Source organism: Streptomyces rubiginosohelvolus, assembly GCF_014649875.1.
Classification (GTDB): Bacteria; Actinomycetota; Actinomycetes; order Streptomycetales; family Streptomycetaceae; genus Streptomyces; species Streptomyces rubiginosohelvolus.
This window is the reverse complement of sequence record NZ_BMTW01000007.1, coordinates 237,884-258,250: the sequence shown is the minus strand read 5'-3', so window position 1 is coordinate 258,250 and position 20,367 is coordinate 237,884. Positions and strand designations below refer to the sequence as shown.

General features: G+C 73.1%; 17 protein-coding genes and 2 pseudogenes. 11 read left to right on the top strand and 8 right to left on the bottom strand.

Going from position 1 to position 20,367, the window contains the following annotated elements; genetic code table 11:
* Positions 1 to 13: 13 nt before the first annotated feature.
* The 4 genes from IE134_RS18535 to IE134_RS18520 all read right to left on the bottom strand — a co-directional run bounded on the left by IE134_RS18535 (position 14) and on the right by IE134_RS18520 (position 2,861).
* Positions 14 to 766 carry an anti-sigma factor gene (locus IE134_RS18535; RefSeq protein WP_097887474.1) on the bottom strand — a complete coding sequence of 251 codons (753 nt, stop codon included), beginning with the start codon at positions 764 to 766 and terminating at the stop codon, positions 14 to 16.
* A complete protein-coding gene (locus IE134_RS18530) occupies positions 763 to 1,347 on the bottom strand; it encodes a sigma-70 family RNA polymerase sigma factor (protein ID WP_030712278.1) in 585 nt (194 codons plus the stop codon). Before IE134_RS18530 ends, IE134_RS18535 begins: the two co-directional genes overlap by 4 nt.
* Before the next feature lie 114 nt (positions 1,348 to 1,461).
* The gene (locus IE134_RS18525) at positions 1,462 to 1,899 is read right to left on the bottom strand and encodes an ABA4-like family protein (RefSeq protein WP_030712280.1); all 438 of its coding nucleotides are present in this window, start codon (positions 1,897 to 1,899) and stop codon (positions 1,462 to 1,464) included.
* Complete coding sequence (locus IE134_RS18520) at positions 1,896 to 2,861, bottom strand: hypothetical protein (RefSeq protein WP_098894756.1); 966 nt, start codon at positions 2,859 to 2,861, stop codon at positions 1,896 to 1,898. Before IE134_RS18520 ends, IE134_RS18525 begins: the two co-directional genes overlap by 4 nt.
* 126 nt (positions 2,862 to 2,987) lie before the next feature.
* Here IE134_RS18520 and IE134_RS18515 point away from each other — a divergent pair.
* A pseudogene (locus IE134_RS18515) lies at positions 2,988 to 3,707 on the top strand (MerR family transcriptional regulator); the annotation flags it as partial.
* Between the two features lie 295 nt (positions 3,708 to 4,002).
* Here IE134_RS18515 and IE134_RS18510 read toward each other — a convergent pair.
* Together IE134_RS18510 and IE134_RS18505 are read right to left on the bottom strand one after the other, a co-directional pair.
* Positions 4,003 to 4,854, bottom strand: a complete 852-nt coding sequence (locus IE134_RS18510) for a siderophore-interacting protein (RefSeq protein ID WP_098020374.1) — start codon at positions 4,852 to 4,854, stop codon at positions 4,003 to 4,005.
* Positions 4,855 to 4,924: 70 nt separating this feature from the next.
* Positions 4,925 to 5,833: a 5'-3' exonuclease gene (locus IE134_RS18505; RefSeq protein ID WP_030712292.1), complete on the bottom strand. Its 909-nt coding sequence runs from the start codon at positions 5,831 to 5,833 to the stop codon at positions 4,925 to 4,927.
* A gap of 321 nt (positions 5,834 to 6,154) precedes the next feature.
* On the opposite strand from IE134_RS18505, the gene IE134_RS18500 reads away from it, so the two are divergent.
* The 4 genes from IE134_RS18500 (at position 6,155) to IE134_RS18485 (ending at position 11,328) form a co-directional block, all read left to right on the top strand.
* Positions 6,155 to 7,270: a quaternary amine ABC transporter ATP-binding protein gene (locus IE134_RS18500; RefSeq protein WP_189431107.1), complete on the top strand. Its 1,116-nt coding sequence runs from the start codon at positions 6,155 to 6,157 to the stop codon at positions 7,268 to 7,270.
* Positions 7,263 to 9,884, top strand: coding sequence for an ABC transporter permease/substrate binding protein (locus tag IE134_RS18495; RefSeq protein ID WP_030712304.1), 2,622 nt, complete (start codon positions 7,263 to 7,265; stop codon positions 9,882 to 9,884). The genes IE134_RS18500 and IE134_RS18495 overlap by 8 nt, the downstream gene beginning before the upstream one ends.
* A gap of 164 nt (positions 9,885 to 10,048) precedes the next feature.
* Complete coding sequence (locus IE134_RS18490; RefSeq protein ID WP_030712306.1) at positions 10,049 to 10,594, top strand: helix-turn-helix domain-containing protein; 546 nt, start codon at positions 10,049 to 10,051, stop codon at positions 10,592 to 10,594.
* 23 nt (positions 10,595 to 10,617) lie between these two features.
* A complete protein-coding gene (locus tag IE134_RS18485) occupies positions 10,618 to 11,328 on the top strand; it encodes a helical backbone metal receptor (RefSeq protein WP_030712308.1) in 711 nt (236 codons plus the stop codon).
* Here the strand turns inward: IE134_RS18485 and IE134_RS18480 are convergent.
* Positions 11,267 to 12,442: a TDT family transporter gene (locus IE134_RS18480; protein ID WP_098020378.1), complete on the bottom strand. Its 1,176-nt coding sequence runs from the start codon at positions 12,440 to 12,442 to the stop codon at positions 11,267 to 11,269. The two genes, IE134_RS18485 and IE134_RS18480, sit on opposite strands and share 62 nt — an antisense overlap.
* A 70-nt stretch (positions 12,443 to 12,512) precedes the next feature.
* Here IE134_RS18480 and IE134_RS18475 point away from each other — a divergent pair, with 70 nt between their 5' ends.
* Both IE134_RS18475 and IE134_RS18470 read left to right on the top strand, forming a co-directional pair.
* Positions 12,513 to 13,448 (top strand): LysR family transcriptional regulator, encoded by a 936-nt coding sequence (locus tag IE134_RS18475; protein ID WP_030712313.1) that lies wholly within the window; start codon positions 12,513 to 12,515, stop codon positions 13,446 to 13,448.
* 48 nt (positions 13,449 to 13,496) lie between these two features.
* A pseudogene (locus IE134_RS18470) lies at positions 13,497 to 14,566 on the top strand (DUF2510 domain-containing protein).
* Between the two features lie 27 nt (positions 14,567 to 14,593).
* Here the strand turns inward: IE134_RS18470 and IE134_RS18465 are convergent.
* Positions 14,594 to 15,796, bottom strand: a complete 1,203-nt coding sequence (locus tag IE134_RS18465; RefSeq protein WP_098020380.1) for an amino acid deaminase/aldolase — start codon at positions 15,794 to 15,796, stop codon at positions 14,594 to 14,596.
* An 812-nt stretch (positions 15,797 to 16,608) separates the two neighbouring features.
* On the opposite strand from IE134_RS18465, the gene IE134_RS18460 reads away from it, so the two are divergent.
* From IE134_RS18460 to IE134_RS18445, 4 genes are all read left to right on the top strand, one after another.
* Positions 16,609 to 17,478 (top strand): hypothetical protein, encoded by an 870-nt coding sequence (locus tag IE134_RS18460; RefSeq protein ID WP_097887777.1) that lies wholly within the window; start codon positions 16,609 to 16,611, stop codon positions 17,476 to 17,478.
* On the top strand, positions 17,475 to 18,656 hold the full coding sequence (gene mycP, locus IE134_RS18455; RefSeq protein ID WP_189431104.1) for a type VII secretion-associated serine protease mycosin: 1,182 nt from the start codon (positions 17,475 to 17,477) through the stop codon (positions 18,654 to 18,656). Before IE134_RS18460 ends, mycP begins: the two co-directional genes overlap by 4 nt.
* 103 nt (positions 18,657 to 18,759) lie before the next feature.
* On the top strand, positions 18,760 to 19,488 hold the full coding sequence (locus tag IE134_RS18450) for an SseB family protein (RefSeq protein WP_030712332.1): 729 nt from the start codon (positions 18,760 to 18,762) through the stop codon (positions 19,486 to 19,488).
* 118 nt (positions 19,489 to 19,606) lie between these two features.
* Positions 19,607 to 20,320, top strand: a complete 714-nt coding sequence (locus IE134_RS18445; RefSeq protein WP_030712335.1) for an MIP family channel protein — start codon at positions 19,607 to 19,609, stop codon at positions 20,318 to 20,320.
* Positions 20,321 to 20,367: the final 47 nt, after the last annotated feature.

Genomic DNA, 20,367 nt, shown 5'->3' with positions numbered 1-20,367 from the left:
CATCGGTGAGACGTCAGGCGGTCGGGAAGTCCATCAGCGCCACCGGATCCGAGGTCGGTTCGGCGGAGCCACCGGCGGGCTCGACCGTGATGCCCATCCCGGACGCCCGGTCCACCGGCCCGTCCAGCAGGACCGCGTCGTCGCCCGCCTTCGGGTCCATCAGTCCGGCCGAGCGCATCGTGCCCTCGTCGTTGTACCAGAGCTGGTAGACCTTGCCGCTCGGCGGCGGAGCCATCCCCGAGGCCAGGAACACCGCGCGGTTCTGGCTCTGCGAGACGACGACGGTGCCACGGGCCCCGCCCGTCAGCTCGCCCGACGAGGTCTTCGCGTCGGGGGCCGAAAGCACCTGCGCCAGCTGCTCGTTCTGCCGCTGCGCCTGGTTCGCCTCCTGCCGCGCGTCCTGGGCGAGCTGGTTCTGCCAGACCGCGACCCCGCCGAAGGCGGCGGCCGCCGCGACGCAGGCGGCGAGCGCGTAGCCGGACCACCGTCCGGTGCGCCCCCGCCCGCCGGTCCGTTCACGTCTGCCGTGCGCCGGAGCCTCCTGGCGTACGGTCGTGATCTCCCGCAGCACCCTCTCGCGCAGGTCGCGCGGCGAGGGCTCGGCGACGGCGAGACCGAGCCGGGCGGCGGTGGCCGACAGCTCCCGCACCTCCTGGGAGCAGGCCTCGCAGTCCTCCAGATGCCTCTCGAACGCCCGCTGCTCGGAATCCGGCAGCGCATGCAGGGCATAGGCCCCGGTCAGCGTGTGTAGTTCGGCCGTGCTCATGCGCTCACCCCCAGGCAGTCGCGCAGCCGGATGAGGCCGTCGCGGAGTCGTGTCTTGATCGTGCCGAGCGGCACGGAGAGGAGTTCGGAGACCTCGCGGTAGGTCAGGCCCCGGTAGTAGGCGAGGGTCACCGACTCCCGTTGCAGCTCGGACAGGGTGCGCATACAGCGCCGTACCTGTTCTCTCTCCAGCCGGGTCTCGACCTGTTCGGACACTTCGTCGAAGGCGGGCGTCCGCTCCAGCAGTGCCGCCTTGTGCTCCCGGGCGGCGGCCGCCTCGGCCGAGCGGACCCGGTCGACGGCCCGGTGGTGGGCCAGGGTCAGCACCCAGTTCATCGCGCTGCCCCGGGAGGCCTGGAAGCGGGGCGCGGTGCGCCACACCTCCACCAGCACCTCCTGCGCCACCTCCTCCGACTGCGCCGGGTCGCGGAGGACACTGCGCACCAGGCCGAGGACGGGCCCGCTCACCGCGTCGTACACCGAGGCGAACGCGTCCTGGTCGCCCCGCGCGACCCGCACCAGGAGCTCCTGGAGATCGGGACCGGGCGAGGGCACCCCACTGATGTGTACGGCTTCCTTCACGCGGGTTTCCTCCCGGAGCGATCATCGGTTCCGGAAGTGATTCGGAGCCGGAGGCTGTGCGGATTGGTCTGGTCTCCGCGATCTTTCCAGACCGGCCCCGGGAGGACGCGCGACTCAGGCGGCGGGCGTTTCGCGCCGCCGCAGACGGACGGCGCGGACGGCGAGGAAGATCAGCAGCCCGAACGGCGACAGCAGGATCGTCAGCACCAGCAGCGGGCCCATCAGCAGCGGTGAGAGCCCCAGCTTCCGGCTCTGGAGGTACATCCACTGGCCGAGCAGGAGATCCCAGGCGATCACCTGCGCCCAGACGGCCCCCGCTCCGCCGGCCAGCGCCGTCAGATCGCGGAAGGTGTCGATGTCCGGGCTGCTCACCGCCGTCCACAGCTCCGGGAAGACCGGGACGGCCAGGACGGTGTAGACGGCGAGCACCGGCAGCACGGTCAGCGGGGACGCGGCGACGCGGGCGGTGCCGGACCAGGTCGGGGCGAAGATCATCAGCAGCCAGAACGGAGCGGCCAGATAGAACGCGATCTCGAAGAGTGCACCGGTCATGCCACGGGCTCCTGTTCGGCGGCGGTACGGGACGGGTGGTCGGGGGCGGTCGTGCGCAGCGCCCTCCAGGTGCCGTACGCCACCGCCGCGAGGATCGCTGCGGCGGCGGCGAGCGTGACCCCGTCGGGGTGGATCAGGGGCTGGCCGCGGAGCGCCTGCCAGGTGATGAGCGCGACGAGCGCTGCGTAACCGCCGACGGCGACCCGGACGAGACGCAGCCGTACCCCGGCGTCGCGCAGTGGGGCGAAGCGGGGCGCGAGGAGCACCAGTGCGATCAGGAGGAGCGGTAGCAGCTGGAGCGCGTGCATGCCCACGAAGTGCGGGGCCCGCAGATCGCCGCCGGTCGTCGACCAGCCGGTCAGCGGCATGGACGGGCCGCCGTCCGGTACGCCCACGGAGTGCGCGCCCATCGTGTCGGCGGCGTCGAGATCTCCGGTGGCCTGCCCGCTCTCGTTCGGCAGCGTCATCAGGAACCCGAGTCCCGCGCCGGCCAGGGCGATCAGCAGTCCGCCCCGGACGGCGAGGGCCGTCGCCCGGTCGGTGATACGGGTGCGCAGCAGCAGGACGGCGATCACCAGGGTGGCCGCCCACAGCACGACGATGGTCATCCCCATCGCGTTCCACAGCGCCGAGTCGAAGGCGGTCGCGGTGTTGAAGTGGCTGCGCTTCCCCCGGACGACCTGCACGGTGATGATCACCATCTCGATCAGACCCGTCAGCACGACGACGTGCCCCGCCCACCGGCCGATCCGTCGCCCGCGCGTGAGGAGCGTCAGCATCCAGGCCAGCGTCAGGCAGTACGCGACGAAGGACACGCTGAACTTGAACGGCTTCGCCCAGATCGGCGCCCCCACCAGAACCCGGTCGTCGACCACGAGGCCGACGGCGGAGACGACGGCGAGAGCGGCCATCGCGGCGGAGAAGACGACTAATGGGCGATGCCAGGAACGCCATGACGGCATGGGAGACCCCCTGTGGTGATGCGGCGGTGATGCTATCAGTATGGATAGCCGTGCTGTCCGCTATCCGATAGGGGGACTATCTATGATGGGGGCGGTTTCTGGCAAGGGCGGAAGGGCGAACACGCGGTGCGCATCGGTGAATTGAGTCGCAGGTCCGGGGTTCCGGTGCCGACGATCAAGTACTACCTACGTGAAGGGCTCCTGGCCGCAGGGGAGTTGACCAGCCCGAACCAGGCGCATTACGGCCCCGGGCACGAGCGCAGGCTGCGGCTGATCCGGGCACTGCTGGATGTCGGCGGCCTCCCGCTCGCCGCCATCGGCGAGGTCCTGCGGGCCATGGACGATCCCGGGCAGCCGGTGCACAAGGTGCTCGGGGCCGCGGCGGACCGCGTCACGCCGACCGGCGGGGAGGCGGCGGGGCCCGACCTGGAGGACGCGCGCGAGGAGGTGGCCGAACTGGTGCGGCGGCGCGGCTGGCAGGCGGACGAGCGGGGCACCGCCGCGGAATCGCTGGCCGGGGTGCTGTGCGCGCTGCGCAGGGCCGGGCACAGCGGGTACATCGACCTGCTGGACGTCTACGCGGACGCGGCAGAGCCGATCGCCCGCGCCGACCTCGACTACGTGCAGCGGCGGGTGGCGCGCGAGGACCTGGTCGAGAGCGTGGTGGTGGGGACCGTCCTGGGCGAGGCGATGTTCGGCGCGCTGCGGAGGCTGGCGCACATCGATGTGTCGTTCCGGCGCTTCGAGTCGCCGGAGCATCTGTCGGGGCCGGTGGGGCCGGTGGGGCCGGTGGGGCCGGGGGGCTCGGGGGGCTCCGGTGACGGCGGGGAGGCCGCCGGGGGAGCGGGCGGTGCCCGGGGTGCGGAAGGCTCCGACGCGGCGGAGGGGTCCGGGGGTCCGGATGGTTCCGGCAGCGCGGAGAGGGCGGGGGGCGCGGAAGCGGGCGCTCCGGGCGCCTGAAGCCGGGGCCGGCCCGTCGGCCGGCCGCGCCCCCGAACGAACGGACCCCGTCCGCCGCGATGTGCGGCGGACGGGGTCCGGCGGTCTGCTCGTCGGGCAGCCGTGTGAGCTCGCGGTCAGGCGGCCGCAGGGCCGGGCGGCCCCGGCGGGTCAGGCCCCCGGGCAACCCCGCAAGCTGCCGCTACGCGGCGCTCGTGCCGCTTTCCTGCTCGCGTTCCACCTGCTCGTTCCACTCGCGCTTCACCGCGCGCCACGCGTCGTCGTTCTGGCCGAGGCGCCAGTAGCCCGAGATCGACAGCTGCGGCAGCGGGATCTGCCGTTCCACGCGGAGATAGCGGCGGATCTCCTTCACGAAGCCCGCCTCCCCGTGCACGAACGCCTGGACCTCGCCCTCGGGGAAGTCCAGCCCCTTCACGGCGGCGGTCAGCAGCTCGCCGACCGGTCGGTCCCCGCGGTGCAGCCAGGTCACGGCCACCCCGTCGGGCGTCACGATCTTCTGCTCCTCCGAGGCGTCCGGCACCTCGACGAAGGCGTGCACCAGCGCGCCCACGGGCATCTGCTCCAGCGCCGCCGCGATCGCCGGCAGCGCGCTCTCGTCGCCGACCAGCAGATGCCAGTCCGCCGAGGCGTCGGGGCCGTAACCGCCGCCGGGGCCGAGGAAGGTCACCTGCTCGCCCACCTGCGCCCGCTGGGCCCACGGTCCCGCCAGGCCCTCGTCGCCGTGCACGACGAAGTCGACGGCCATCTCCCGGGCGGCCGGGTCCCACGAACGCACCGTGTACGTACGGGTGGTGGGCCACAGCTCGCGCGGGTAGGACTCCCGGATGGTCGCCATGTCGAACGGGTGCGCGTAGTCCGCGCCCTCGGGCGCGAAGCACAGCTTGATGTAGTGGTCGGTGAAGCCGGAGAGGGAGAAGTCCGCGAGCCCCTCGCCGCCGAGGACCACCCGCACCATGTGCGGGGTGATCTGCTCGGTGCGCACGACCTGCGCCCCCTGGGCCTTGGGTCCCTGCCGGGCCGGCCGCTCTGCCACGAGGTACTCCCTGGTTCGAAGACTTAGGTATGCCTAAGTTAACACCTCGGCCGACGCCCCGGTCGACCCCTCAGTGCTGAAGCACGGTCAGCAGGCGCTGGATCGCCCCGCTCAGCCCCCACTGCTCCGCCAGCGCCTCCAGGGCGGCCGGATCGCGCGGCTCGCGCGGCAGCGCCGGATCGAAGTCGGGCAGCGGGACGTCCCCGGCCACCCGGACCACCTTCGGCGCGACGGCGACATAGGCCCGCGACTCGTCCAGCCGCTTGCGCTGCGACGGGGTCAGCTTCGCCTTCGGGTCGTCCACCGCCGCCATGATCCCGTCGAGATCGCCGTACGCGTCCAGCAGCTTCGCCGCCGTCTTCTCGCCGATGCCGGGGACGCCCGGGAGCCCGTCGCTCGGGTCGCCGCGCAGCAGCGCCAGATCCACGTACCCCGCGCCGTCCACGCCGTACTTCTCACGCAGCCACGCCTCGTCGGTCAGCTGGAGCGTGCCGACGCCCTTGAGCGGGTAGAGCACGCGCACCTGGCGGGCGTCGTCGACCAGCTGATACAGATCGCGGTCGCCCGTGACGATGTCGACCGGGCCCTTCGCCCGCCCCGTGAGTGTGCCGATGATGTCGTCCGCCTCGTACGGCGTGACGCCGACCCGGGCGATCCCGAGCGCCGCCAGCACGTCCTCGATGATCGGGACCTGCGGCGACAGCGTGTCGGGGATCTCCTCCTCGTCCGTCTGTCCGGCGGGCGTCTCCTCCGCGACCCGGTGCGCCTTGTACGTCGGGATCAGGTCGACCCGCCACTGCGGCCGCCAGTCGTTGTCCCAGCAGGCGACCAGTTCGTCCGGCCGGTGGTCGTGCACCAGGCGGCCGATGAAGTCGAGGAGGCCGCGCACGGCGTTCACGGGCGTCCCGTCCGGCGCGCGCACCGAATCGGGCACCCCGAAGTAGGCGCGGAAGTACAGGGAAGCGGTGTCGAGGAGCATCAGGCGTCGCGTCACAGACCCGATGATGCCCCACGACGCCGACAGTCGCTCAAAGTAACCGCTTACCCGCGCTCCGTCGCAGGTCAGTGACCTGGGTCACGGTCGCGTTTGGGTTGTGTAAGTACGGGCAGGCGCGCCACCGGAGCGGACCACGTCGCATTTTCAACTAGTGCATGTGCCACGCGGACAGAGCCCGCATCGCTCCACGGTCTGCCGGAGGGGGTGGCAGACCGTTTTTTCGGTTCAACGCGTGAGGTGTATGTGTCCAGGCTGCAAGCCGAGCACTTGTACAAAGTGTTCGGCAGACGACCCGATGAAGCCGTGCGGAAGCTCGAGAGCGGCTCCGGCCGCGACGAGCTGCGCGCCGAAGGAACGACCGCAGCGGTGATCGACGCCTCGTTCACCGTCGAGCCGGGTCAGATCTTCGTCGTCATGGGGTTGTCCGGCTCGGGCAAGTCCACCCTGCTGCGGATGCTCAACGGTCTCCTCGACCCCACCGCGGGCCGGGTGCTCTTCGACGGCCAGGACCTGACCGCCCTCAGCCCCCGCGAGCTGCGGAGCGTCCGCTCCACCAAGATCAGCATGGTGTTCCAGCACTTCGCGCTCTTCCCCCACCGGAGCGTCCTGGAGAACGCCGCGTACGGCCTGGAGGTCCAGGGCGTCCCGCGCGAGGAGCGTGAGGTGCGCGCCGCCGAGGCGCTGCGTCTGACCGGCCTCGAAGGTTGGGAGAAGTCCTGGCCCGACGAGCTGTCCGGCGGTATGCAGCAGCGCGTGGGCCTCGCCCGCGCCCTGGCGACCGACGCCGACCTGCTGCTCATGGACGAGTCCTTCAGCGCGCTCGACCCGCTGATCCGCCGTGACATGCAGGACCAGCTCCTGGAGCTCCAGAAGCGACTGAAGAAGACCATCGTCTTCATCACCCACGACCTCAACGAGGCCATGCGGCTCGGCGACCGGATCGCCGTCATGCGCGACGGGAAGATCGTCCAGCTCGGCAGCGCCGAGGACATCCTCGTCACCCCGGCCAACGACTACGTCGCCTCGTTCACCCAGGACGTCGACCGCTCCCGGGTGCTCACCGCCGGCGCCATCATGGCCGAGCCGCACACCGTGATGGGCGGCAAGGCCGCGGACGGCACGGAGCTGCGCACCCCGCAGGACGTGCTCGCCGCCGCCCCCGCCACGGTCGCCGAGGACACCCCGATCATCGACCTGTTCACGCCCTGCTCGCAGAGCCAGGACCCGGTCGCCGTCACCGACGCCAAGGGCAAGCTCGTCGGCGTCGTCCCCAGCTCCCGGCTGCTCGCCGTCCTCGGTGAGCCGATGACCCCGGCCGAGGCCCCCCGCGACACCGCGCCCACGGCCGACATGAACAAGGCCGACATGAACAAGGCCGACGTGAAGAACGCCGACGTGAAGAAGGTGGCCGGTGTTTAGGCTTCCCCTCGGCGAATGGGTCGACTCCGCGGTCGACTGGCTGCAGACCCACCTCGTCTGGCTCTTCGACGCCATCAGCTCGATCGTCAGCGGCATGTTCGACGGCATAGCCGCCGTCCTGTCCGCCCCCGCACCGCTGCTGTTCGCGGGCATCGTCGCCGTCATCGCCTGGTGGCTGCGCGGCCTGCCCGCCGCCCTGCTCACCTTCGTCGGATTCGCCCTCATCGACTCCGTCGAACTGTGGGACGAGGCGATGGACACCCTCACCCTGGTGCTCGTCGCGACCCTCGTCACCCTGGTAATCGCCGTCCCGCTGGGCATCTGGGCCTCCCGGTCCAAGACGGTCAGCGCGGTGGTCCGCCCGGTCCTGGACTTCATGCAGACCATGCCCGCCATGGTCTACCTGATCCCCGGCGTCATCTTCTTCGGCGTCGGCGTGGTCCCCGGCATCATCGCCACGATCATCTTCGCGCTGCCCCCGGGCGTCCGGATGACCGAACTCGGCATCCGGCAGGTCGACGGCGAACTCGTCGAGGCGGCCGAGGCCTTCGGCACCACCTCGCGCAACACCCTGCTGCGCGTCCAGCTGCCCCTCGCGCTGCCCACGATCATGGCTGGAATCAACCAGGTCATCATGCTCGGCCTGTCCATGGTCGTCATCGCGGGCATGGTCGGCGGCGGCGGCCTCGGCGGCTCCGTCTACCGCGCCATCGGCAACGTCGACGTCGGCCTCGGCTTCGAGGCGGGCATCTCCATCGTCATCCTCGCCATGTACCTGGACCGGATGACCGGCGCGCTCGGCACCGTGGTCTCCCCGCTGGGCCGCCGCGCGGTCGTCAAGGCCCGTGCGATGGCCGAGGGCTGGAAGATCTGGACCTACCGCCCGCAGCCCGTGGTCGCGGTCGCCGCCATCGTCGCCCTCGCTCTCGTGGCGGGCGGCATGAGCGTCTTCGGCGGCTCCAAGGACGCCACCGCGGGCAAGAGCGCGCAGGTCGGCGACGGCAAGAAGATCAGCATCGGCTACATCCCGTGGGACGAGGGCATCGCCTCCACGTTCCTCTGGAAGGAGATGCTGGAGCAGCGCGGCTTCGAGGTCGACGTCAAGCAGTACGAGGCCGGCGCGCTGTACACCGGCATGGCCAACGGGCAGATCGACTTCCAGACCGACTCCTGGCTGCCGGTCACCCACGCCAGCTACTGGAAGAAGTACCAGGACCGCCTGGAGGACATGGGCTCCTGGTACGCCCCCACCTCGCTGGAGCTGGCCGTCCCGGCGTACATGAAGGACGTCAAGTCGATGGAGGACCTGAAGGGCCGGGCCTCCGAGTTCAAGGGCCGCATCGTCGGCATCGAGCCGAGCGCCGGCGAGATGGGCCTGCTCAAGGACAAGCTCCTGCCGGGCTACGGCCTGGACAAGGAGTACAAGCTCATCGACGGCTCCACGCCGTCCATGCTGGCCGAGCTGAAGCGCGCGTACGCCAAGAAGGAACCGATCGTCGTTCCGCTCTGGTCGCCGCACTGGGCCTACAACGACTTCGACCTCACCAAGCTCAAGGACCCCAAGGGCCTGTGGGGCAAGGGCGACGGCATCCACACCCTGGCGCGCAAGGGCTTCTCGCAGGAGAACCCCGAGGTCGCCAAGTGGCTGAAGAGCTTCAAGATGACCGAGAAGCAGCTCACCAGCCTGGAGGCCGAGATCCAGAAGGCCGGATCCGGCAAGGAGCAGGAAGCCGTCCGCACCTGGCTGAAGGACAACTCCGGCGTCGTCGACACGTGGGCCCCCGCCCCGAAGGCCGCCCAGGCCGTGAGCGGTGACGACGAGCGCAAGCGCCCGGTCGAGGTCGCCTGGTTCCCCTGGGAGGAGGACATCGCCGCCACGTACCTGTGGAAGGCGGTCCTGGAGGAGCGCGGCTACAAGATCAACCTCAAGCAGTTCGAGATCGGCCCGATGTACGCGGCGATGTCGCGCGGCCAGATCGACGTCCAGTTCGACGGCTGGCTGCCGTACACCCAGAAGAATTACTGGGACAAGTACAAGGACAAGCTGACGGACATCGGCTCCTGGTACGGGCCGACCTCCGTGGAGGTCGCGGTCCCCGACTACGTCAAGGACGTCAAGTCGCTGGAGGACCTGAAGGGCAAGGGCTCCGACTTCAAGGGGCGGATCGTCGGCATCGAGCCCGGCACCGCCGTCATGGAGAACCTCAAGGAGAACGTCCTGCCGAAGTACGGCCTGGACGGCGAGTACGAGGTCGTCGACTCCTCCACGCCCGGCATGCTGGCCGAGCTGAAGCGCGCGTACGCCAAGAAGGAGCCCATCGCCGTCCTGCTGTGGACCCCGCACTGGTCGTACAACGAGTACAAGCTCACCAAGCTGAAGGACCCGCAGAAGGTGTTCGGTGAGGGCGACCGGCTGCACACCATCGCCTCCAAGGAGTTCCCGGAGCAGTACCCGCAGCTGACCAAGTGGTTCAAGGACTTCAAGCTCACCGAGAAGCAGCTCGGCGGCCTGGAGAACGAGATCCAGAAGCGCGGAGCGGGCCGCGAGGAGGAAGCCGTGAAGGCCTGGATGGACGACAACCCGGGCATCGCGGACACCATGGCGCCCCAGTAGGGCCCACGGGCACAAAGACACAGGTAGGAAAGGGGTGGCCCCGCCTTCGGACGGGGCCACCCCTTTCCGGCTCCCCGCAGGTCGTTTTCCGGACGTCGTGCGCAACCATGTGCGTAAGGTGCTGGCAACCGCGAGGATGGGCGGGTGCGGGAGGGAGCTCGGACATGGACGACAAGGACACACCGCGCGTGGGCGCCGCGGTCCGGCGTCGACGCCGGACCCTCGGCCTCACGCTGGCCGCGGTCGCCGAGCGCAGCGGGCTCTCCGTGCCCTTCCTCAGCCAGATCGAGAACGAACGGGCCCGCCCCAGCGCCCGCTCCCTCGACCGGGTCGCCGAAGCGCTGGAGACCACCACCAAGAAGCTCCACGCCGCCGCCGACTCCGCCCGCGCCGTGGACGTCGTCCGGGGCGAGGAGGGCGAGGGCGTACGCCGCCTGGTGCGCGGCCGCCATCAGCTCAGCGCCCTGGAGTTCTCGGGCGAACCGGACCTGGGACGCGAGTTCCAGCACCGCAACGACGAGCTGATGTACGTCGTCGCGGGCGCCGTCGACGTCGAGGCGGAGGGCCAGGTGCACCGGCTGGAGGGCGGCGACACCCTGTTCCTCTCCGGCGGGGTCCGCCACCGCTGGCGCGCCACCGTGCCCGACACCAAGCTCCTCGTCGTCTCGGTGGCCGAGCACATCGACGCCACCTTCGACTCCCGCCGCTGAGCGTCCTGGCGGCTGGAGTGCCCGTGCGCGTCGTCTCGCTGGTCCCCTCGCTCACCGAGGCCGTCGCCGTGAGTGCCCCCGGGCTGCTCGTCGGCGTCACCGACTGGTGCACCCACCCCGCGGACCTCGCCGCCGCCCGGATCGGCGGCACGAAGAACCCGGACGTGGCCGCGATCGCCGCCCTCGCCCCCGACCTCTTGATCGCCAACGAGGAGGAGAACCGGGCCCCCGACCTCGACGCGCTCCGCGCCGCCGGGCTCGACGTCCTGGTCACCGAGGTCCGCACCCTGGACCAGGCCCTCGCCGAACTCCACCGCGTCCTCGTCGACGGCTGCGGGATCGCCCGGCCCCGCTGGCTGGACGAGGCGGAGGCCGCCTGGGCCGCCCTGCCCGCGCCCTCCGGAAACCCGCGCCCCGCCGTCGTACCGATCTGGCGCAGGCCCTGGATGGTGCTCGGCCACGACACCTTCGCCGGGGACCTCCTCGCCCGCCTCGGCGTCCGCAACGTGTACGCCGACCACCCCGAGCGCTACCCCCGCATCCCCGTCGACGAGCTGAACGCCTCCGGGGCCGAGCTGGTCGTGCTGCCCGACGAGCCCTACCGCTTCACCGCCGACGACGGGCCCGAGGCCTTCCCCGCCCTGCCCGCCGCACTCGTCGACGGGCGGCTGCTCACCTGGTACGGGCCGTCGCTGGCCGAGGCGGCACGGGTGCTGCCGTCAGCGCTCCGCTGACCACGCCGCCCACCGTCCGCGTCCCGGCCGCCGCCCACGCCACGACCAGGAACACGTACAGCGCCACCGCGAGCCAGGTCAGCGCGTCCAGGCCGGTGTGCCGGGCCAGACCGGCCGCCCCCGTCACACACGTACCGACGGGGAAGGTGAACGCCCACCACGTCATCGCGAACCCCATCCCGTTCCGCGCGGCCCGCACCACCATCGCGGCCGCCAGGGCCAGCCACAGCAGTGCGAAGCCCATCACCGGCACCCCGTACAGCACCGCGAACGCACCGAACGCCGAGGCGTAAGGGGCCGCCACCGCACCCGGGGCGACATCGGCCAGCTGGTTGACGGCGGTCGTCGACTGGCCGAGCGGCCCCAGCACCAGAAACAGCGTCGGGGTGAGCGCGAGCGGCAGCGGACCGTGGTGGACCAGCCGGGAGAAGACCAGCGGCAGCACCACCAGCGTGGCCAGCAGCGACAGGCCGAACATCGCGTAGCAGGCCAGCAGCAGCGCCTCGCGCCCCTGCCCGGGCCCCAGGTGCGGCACCAGCAGCGCGCCCTGCGAGGCCGACACCATCGGGGCGACCAGCGGCAGCAGCCAGACCGGCGACGCGGTCCCGGGCGCGGGACGGTGGCGTACGACCATCAGATACGGCACCACGACGGCGGCCACCAGACCGATCACCGTGCCCGCCGCGAACAGCACCACGTCCACCGCGAGCGCCGCCCGCGCGCCCACCACGTCCACGCCCACCGTCAGGGTGGCCCCGCCGACGGCCATCAGCGCCATCGACAGACAGCCGTAGAACGGGGCGACCGCCGGGTCCAGGAGGTGGGCGCGGGCCTGGTCGCGGTGGTGGATCCAGTGCCCGGCCCGCGCGGCGATGACGGCCAGGAGCAGCACGGCCGACAGCGCCCACACCAGCGCGCAGGCCGTGCGCAGTCCGGGAACGTCCACCGGGAGCGCCGCGCCGGCGGACGCGACGATCGCGGTGCCCATCACGCTCGCGTACCAGTTCGGGCCGATGTGCCGCAGGGACGGCAGCCGCGCCGGAACCGCCGTCCGGGGGAGCGCGGCGTCGGAGAACGGCTGAAGAGGTGCCCGGGTCTGCGGAAAGATGGCCATGCCACGATTCTTCGCGGGTGTCTCCCCACCCACCAGAGACCACATTCCTATGAGGTCATAAGCTGACTTTATGACCGGCGATGAACCCCAGACACCCCCCACCCCCCTCGCCCACCGGGTTCCCGACCTCGGGGCGCTGGAACTGCTGCTCGCCGTCGCCCGGCACGGCAGCCTGGGCCGGGCCGCCCGGGACGTCGGCATCACCCAGCCCGCGGCCTCCAGCCGCGTCCGGTCCATGGAGCGGCAGCTCGGCGTCACCCTGCTGGACCGGTCCCCGCGCGGCTCCCGGCTCACCGACGCGGGCGCGCTGGTCACCGACTGGGCGCGCCGGGTCGTCGAGGCTGCCGAGGCCTTCGACGCGGGCACGCAGGCCCTGCGCGACCGCCGCGACTCCCGGCTGCGGGTCGCCGCCAGCATGACGATCGCCGAATACCTGCTGCCGGGCTGGCTGATCGCCCTGCGCGGGGAGCGCCCCGACACCGCGGTCTCGCTCCTCGTCGGCAATTCGGCCGCCGTCGCCCGCCGCCTGGTCACCGGCGAGGCCGACCTCGGCTTCGTCGAGGGCCTGTCGATACCGGAGGGCCTCGACGGCACCGTCATCGCCCACGACCGCCTCGTCGTCACGGTCGCCCCCACCCACCCCTGGGCCCGCCGCCGCACCCCGCTGCTGCCCGGCGAACTCGCCGCCACCCCGCTGATCCTGCGCGAACACGGCTCCGGCACCCGCCAGGTCCTGGACGCGGCGCTCGCCGTGCACGGCGGCCTCGCCCAGCCGCTGCTGGAACTCTCCTCCACCACGGCGGTCAAGGGCGCGGCCGAGAGCGGCGCGGGCCCCTGCGTCCTGAGCGAACTGGCCCTGGGCGAGGAGCTGTCCTCCCGCCGCCTGGTCAAGGTCCCGGTCGCGGGCGTACGGCTGCGCCGCCAGCTGCGCGCCGTCTGGCCCGGGGGCCACCGCCCCACCGGCCCGGCCCGCGATCTGCTGTCCCTGACCGGTCGCGACAGCTGAACCCGGGACTCCCGTGACCGTGTCGGAGGCGGACTTTAGAGTGTGGGCATGAGCTACGCGACGCCGCCCGGCTGGTATCCGGACACGGGCGCACCCGGCCTGGAGCGCTGGTGGGACGGCACGGCCTGACCGCGCACACCCGCCCACTCGCCGCCGAGGGGTCCGCACCGCACCAGCCGCCCGCACCGGCGCAGTCCGGCGCGGCGGGGTTCGGCCCGGGGGAGTTCGGACCGGCCGGGTTCGGCCCGGCGGAGGGCGCTCCGGCGCAGCCCGGCGCGGGGGAGTTCGGTCCGGCCGGGTTCGGTCCGCCGTCGCTTCCGCTCCCGCACCAGCGCGGCCCGCACGACGGAGCCGGGGGCGGCAACCGGACGAAGATCCTGGCGGTCACGCTCTCCGGGGTGCTGGTCCTGGGCGCGGCCGTCACCGGCGCGATCCTGCTCGGCCGCGACGGGGGCGGGACGCCGGCGGCCCCGGCGACGACCACCTCGACGTCGGCCCCCGTCACCACCCCCACGGCCCCCGCCACGGCCTCCGACGAGCCCGACCCGGACGAGAACCCGGCCGTCCTCGTCGACCAGCTCAACGGGGTCACGGTGCCGGTGCCCCAGGGCTGGGAGAAGCCGAAGACCAGCTCGTCCGACGTCCCCACCATCCGCACCGTCCAGTCCTACGACTGCCCCGGCGGCACGTCGTTCTGCTACCACGGCACGGTCACCACCCACACCGCCCGAAGCGCCGAGACCGACCCCAAGTCCCTGGCCGAGACCGATATCGTCACCGCCGCCGACCTGGCCTACGAGGAGGACCGCCTCGGTCGCCGCAACCACGGCGGCATCACCGCGCACAAGGTGCTCAAGGCCGGGCAGCTGTCCGTCGCCGGACGCGCCGGCTATCTCGTGCGCTGGCAGGTCACCACCGGCAAGGGGCCCGGCGGATACGTGCAGTCCGTCGCCTTCCCCTCGTCCGTGGGCAGCGGCACCCCCGTGCTCGTCCGGCTCGCCTTCGACGCGGACGTCGCCGAGCTGCCGCTCTCGCTGATGGACACGATCACCCGGGGCATCCGCCCGCTCGGCGACAGCGCGACGAACGGCGGCGTGGGCGCGTCGATCAGCCCCTGAGCCCGCCGAACCCGCGCGTGCCCCCGGTCAGAGGAAGGTCTGCCCCTCACCCCGGTACGTCGGAACGCTCGCCGTGACCCGGTCGCCCTCGATCAGGTGCAGCGTGTCGAAGCGCTCGCACAGCTCCCCGGCCTTGGCGTGCCGGAACCAGACCTTGTCCCCGATCAGCAGATCGTCGGCGGGGGAGCCCAGCAGCGGCGTCTGCACCTCGCCCGCGCCCTCCTGCGGGTCGTAGCGCAGCCCTTCCGGCAGATACGGCACCGGCGAACGGTCCGCGCCGGCCGCACCGGACGCCGGATAGCCGCCCCCGAGGACCGTCACCACGCCCACGCCCGGCCGGCGCACCACGGGCTGCGCGAACAGGGCCGCGGGCCGGGCGGTGAACGACGTGTAGTTGTCGAACAGCCGGGGCACGTACAGCCCCGAACCGGCGGCGATCTCCGTGACCGCGCTCTCCGCCGCCGTGTGCTGCACGCTGCCCGTGCCGCCGCCGTTGACGAACTCCAGCTCCGGCGCGACCGCCCGGACCGCCCGCACCACCTCGGCCCGGCGCACCGCCAGCTCCTTGCGGGCGGCGGCCTGCATCAGCCGGATCGCCCGGGACCGCAGCGGCCGCCCGGCGACCGCGTCCCCCACCCCGGCCACATGGCCCTCGTACGCCATCAGACCCACCAGCCGGAAGCCCGGCCTGCGCGCCACCGAGCGGGCCAGTTCGGCGAGCTGGGCGGGGGAGCGCAGCGGCGAACGCAGCGCCCCGATCCGCACCCGGCCGCCCAGCATCCGCAGCGAGGTGTCCAGCTCCAGGCAGACCCGGATCTCCTCGCGCCCACCGGCCCGGGAGGCGTCGATCAGCTCCAGCTGGGAGTGGTCGTCCACCATCACGGTCACGGCCGCGGCCAGCTTCGGATCGGCGGCCAGCTCGGCGAAGGCGCCCCGGTCGGCCGACGGATAGGCCAGCAGTACGTCGTCGAACCCGGCCCGCGCCAGCCACAGCGACTCCGCCAGCGTGTACGACATGATCCCGGCGAACCCGGGCCGCGCGATCACCCGCTCCAGCAGGGCCCGGCACCGCACCGACTTGCTCGCCACCCGGACCGGCTTCCCCGCCGCCCGCCGCACCAGATCGTCGGCGTTGGCGTCGAACGCCTCCAGATCCACGATCGCGATCGGGGCGTCGAGATGGGCGGTGGCCCGGTTGTAACGGGTCCGGTCAGCGGCGCGGGCAGTCATGGCCGCAGCTTGCCAGAGAGCCGCTACGGCTGGGTAGGGGGACGATCGGGACAGATCCTCCACCGGCGGGGAGTCCCGTTCCCCGCGGCCCGCCCGCAGCCCGTAGAGTGACCTGCACGCGAGCACCAACGGGCCTGTCAGCGGCGGTGATCCGTGGTCGGTACGAGGATGTGTCAGCAGGGGGCCGGATGAGTACCGAAGCGCAGCGCGCCTCCGTCCCGCCCCGCCCGACCACCCCGCCCGCGAAGCCCCCGACACCACCCCGGCCCGTCACGCCTCCGGCGGCTTCGGCCCCGGTGCCCCCGGCCCCCGCCTCGTCGGCCCCTCCCGTTTCCGCGACCTCGGCCCCGTCGGCTCCCGCTTCCGCGCCCCCTGCCGGTTCGGTCCCGCAGGGAACGTCCGCGCCGGCGGCCCCGGCCCGGCGGCCCTCGCCCCCCGGCCCGACGACCCCGGCAGGGCAGTCCCGCCCGTCGGCCTCCGCCCAGGCGGCTCCCACCGCCCCGTCGGCCGCATCGGACCGCTCCGGCCCACCGGCGGCCTTCACCCAGCAAGGCGCATCGCGCCGACAGACGGCTCCCACGCCCGCCCCGCCCGCCGCGCAGAGCCCGGCGCCCGCCGCGAGCCCCGCCTCCTCCGCGCGTACCGCGAACCCGGCACCCGCGCCGCACCCCGGCCCGCCCGCCGCACGCCCGGCTCCCGCCGCGAGCCCGGCCCCGCCCCCCGCGCACCCCGCCCCGCCCGCCACCGGCCCCAACCCGGGCACCCCCACCCCGCCCCCCGTCACCCGCCGCAGGCCCGTCGGGGCCGTCGATCTGACGCCCGCGCCGGGGGCCGTTCCGCCGCCCCCCGGTGGCTACCGGACGCCCGTTCGCTACGGCTTTCCGGAGACGCCCGTCGAGACCACCACCCGGCTGCGCCCCGTCCGGCCCCGGCAGCGGTGGCGTACGGCAGCGGCCGCTGCCTGCGTCGTGCTCGGGCTCGGGCTCATCGGTGGGGCCGCCACCGGTGCCTGGCTGACCGGTGACTCCTCGGCCGGGACCGCCAAGAGCCCGTACACCGCAGCCCGTGCCGCCTGGCACAGCGTCCCCGTCGACACGCTGTTCCCGCGCACCCTGAAGGGCCGGGGCGCGGGCCCCGGCGGCACCCACCGCACCTGGAACCGGGTCGCCGTCGCCGCCGACAGCACCTGCAAGGACGGGCTCGACCCGCTGCTCCTGACCACGCTCCGGTCCGTCGGCTGCGAGCGGATGGTGCGCGCCACCTACACCGACGCCACCCGCTCCGCCGTCACCACCGTCGGCCTCGTCTTCACCGAGGCCGACGCCTCCGGCATGCAGGCCCTGCGCACCCGGTTCACCGAGCAGAAGCTCGGCGCGCGCAAGGACCTCATGCCCCGCACGTACGCCCCCGAGGGCACCCCCGCGGCCTCCTTCGGCAACGGGCAGCGCGCGAGCTGGACGGTCAACCCGCTCACCGAGATCCCGGTCGTCGTCCTCTCCGTCTCCGGCTTCGCGGACGGCCGCGCCGTCGCCGAACCGCAGCCCGCCGCCGACGCCATGGCCTCCGGCGCCGGGACGGACATCGCCCAGGCCGGGCTCGGCCACGAGGCGAAGGGCGTCGCGGACCGCGTGGAGCGCGGACTGCGCACAGCCGTCGCCGAACTCACGGAGCAGCCCGGATGACCCGACGACCCCGCCGCGCACTCGCCGCGGTCTGCGCCGCCGCCGTCCTCGCCCTCACCGCCGCCGCGCCCGCCCACGCCGACGCCATCCGTGACCAGCAGTGGGCCCTGGACGCCCTGCACACGGACCGGGCCTGGCAGACCACCCGGGGCGGCGGCGTCACCGTCGCCGTCCTGGACACCGGGGTCGACGACGCCCACCCCGACCTCACCGGCCAGGTCCTCCCCGGCAAGGACCTCGTCGGCTTCGGCGCCGCCCGCGGCGACTCCTCCTGGGCCCTGCACGGCACCGCCATGGCCGGCATCATCGCCGGACGCGGCAACGGCCCCGGCTCCACCGACGGCATCCTCGGCATCGCCCCCGAAGCCCGGATCCTGCCGGTCCGGGTCATCCTCGAATCCAAGGACCCGGCCCGCGCCAAGGCCCGCAAGTCCCGGGGCGCCGCCCTCGCCGACGGCATCCGCTGGGCCGCCGACAACGGCGCCGACGTCATCAACCTCTCCCTGGGCGACGACAGCAAGTCCGCCCACCCCGACCCCGGCGAGGACGCGGCCATCCAGTACGCCCTGTCCAAGGGCGTCCCCGTGGTCGCGTCGGCGGGCAACGGCGGCGAGAAGGGAGACCGGATCTCCTACCCCGCCGCCTACCCGGGCGTGATCGCGGTCGCCGCCGTCGACGAGTACGGCACCCACGCCTCCTTCTCCACCCGCCGCTGGTACGCCACCGTCAGCGCCCCCGGCGTCGACATCGTGGTCGCCAACCCCGACGGGCACTACTACATCGAGTGGGGCACCTCCGCCGCCGCCGCGTTCGTCTCCGGCACGGTCGCCCTCGTCCGGGCCGCCCACCCCGGCCTCTCCCCGGCCCAGATCAAGAAGCTCCTCGCCGACACCGCCCGCGACGCCCCCGCCCAGGGCCGCGACGACGCCCGCGGCTACGGCATCGTCGACCCTGCGGAGGCCATCGAGGCGGGCGCCCGGCTGCGCCCCGCGGACCTGGACGCCAAGGCCGCACCGGCCGGGCACCGGGACCGGTACTTCGGCGCGGGCCCGACCCCGCCCCGTACCGCCGACGGGACGGCCAACTGGGCCGCCCCGCTCGCCGGCGGCCTCGGCGCGGCGCTGCTGGCGGCCGCCGTCGTCCTGTGGCGCGGCCGGAACGCCCCCGCCCGCCGCTGAGCACACTCACCCCTTCGGCGTACGCCGGCCCCGGCAGCCGCTGAACACCGACGCCGCGACACCTGCGAGCAGGCCCCCGGACGCCAGGCACTACCCTCGTCCCGTGGAGCTCAAGAACATTCCGGACCCCGGTTTCTCCGACGACGACGGCTCGGCGTCCCCGGCCCTGACCAGCGCGCTCGACGCCTGGTCCCGGGACCGCAGCGCCGTCGGCCCGGTCCTCACGGCCCTGCGGGACGCCCGGCTCCTCGTGCCCGTCGTCGCCGTCCTCGGCGAGGTCGAGGAGGACGAGAACGGTCTGCGGCGCGAGAAGACCAGCGACATGGCCGTCCCCACCCTCAAGGCGGGCGACCGGCGCGCGCTCCCCGCCTTCACCTCCACCGCCTCGCTGGCGCTCTGGGACCCCGAGGCGCGCCCCGTCGCCGTACCGCTGCACCAGGCCCTCCAGGCCGCCGCCCACGAGAAGGCCGACACCGTCGTGCTGGACCTCGCCGGGCCCGTCGCCTTCGAGCTGAGCGGGCAGGCACTCCTGGCCCTGGCCGAGAACCGCACCACCACCGACCCGCTCCAGGACCCCGCCGTCATCGAGGCCGTCCGGGAGACCGTGGCCGCCGACCCCGCCGTCGTACGCGCCCATCTCGGCCCCGGCACCGCGGACGGCACCCTCGCGCTCGTCCTCGCGCCGGACGCGGTGCCCGCCGAAGCGGCCCGCCGCATCGCGCAGGCCCTCTCCGCCAGTGAGGTGCTGCGGGCCCGGCTGGTCAGCGGCCTGGACCTCGCCCTCCTCCCCGCCGGGACGGCCATGCCGGGGGAGCCGCTCTTCGCCCGCTGATCGCCCCCTGCTCGTCGGGCCTGCACCGGCCCGACGAGCGCGAACCGCCCGCCGCCGTGAGAATTGTCGGGAAAATCGGAGGAATCCGACCTACCGGACGACATCGCGAGGTGGTTCCATGCAGAAGCGGATCGTGGCGTCAGAGTTTCTCGGCACTTTGCTGCTGGTGTTCTTCGCCGTGGGGTCCGCGGTGGTCGCCGTCGAATACCTCGGTACGGTGGGCATCGCCCTCACCTTCGGCTTCACCCTCCTCGCGCTGGCCTACGCGCTCGGCCCGATCTCCGGCTGCCACGTCAACCCGGCGGTGACGCTGGGCATGCTCATGGCCGGCCGCATCGACCTCCGTACGGCCGTCGAGCGCTGGGTGGCCCAGTTCCTCGGCGCGATCGTCGGAGCCGCCCTGCTGTTCCTGCTGGCGAAGCAGATCCCCGGTCTGGAGACCAGCGGAGAGTTCGGCACGAACGGCTACGACGACCGGTCGGCCGTCGGCATCAACATCGGCGGTGCGTTCCTCGCCGAGGTCGTGCTGACGTTCCTGCTCGTCTACGTGGTCCTGGCGGTGACCCACAAGGTCGCGGTCACCGGCTTCGACGGGCTGCCCATCGGCCTGGCGCTCGCGGCGATCCACCTGGTGGGCATCCCGCTGACCGGCACCTCGGTCAACCCGGCGCGCAGCTTCGGCCCGGCGCTCTTCGCGGGCGGCGCGGCCCTCTCCCAGCTCTGGCTGTTCATCGTCGCGCCGCTGGTCGGCGGAGCGATCGCGGCCTACGTCCACCGGCTCACCCACCCCTTCCCGAACGTCCTGCCCGAGGAGACCGAGGACGCCATCTGAGGCTTGCGAACGGTCCCGGCGCACGCGCGCGGGAGCCCGCCGCCCCA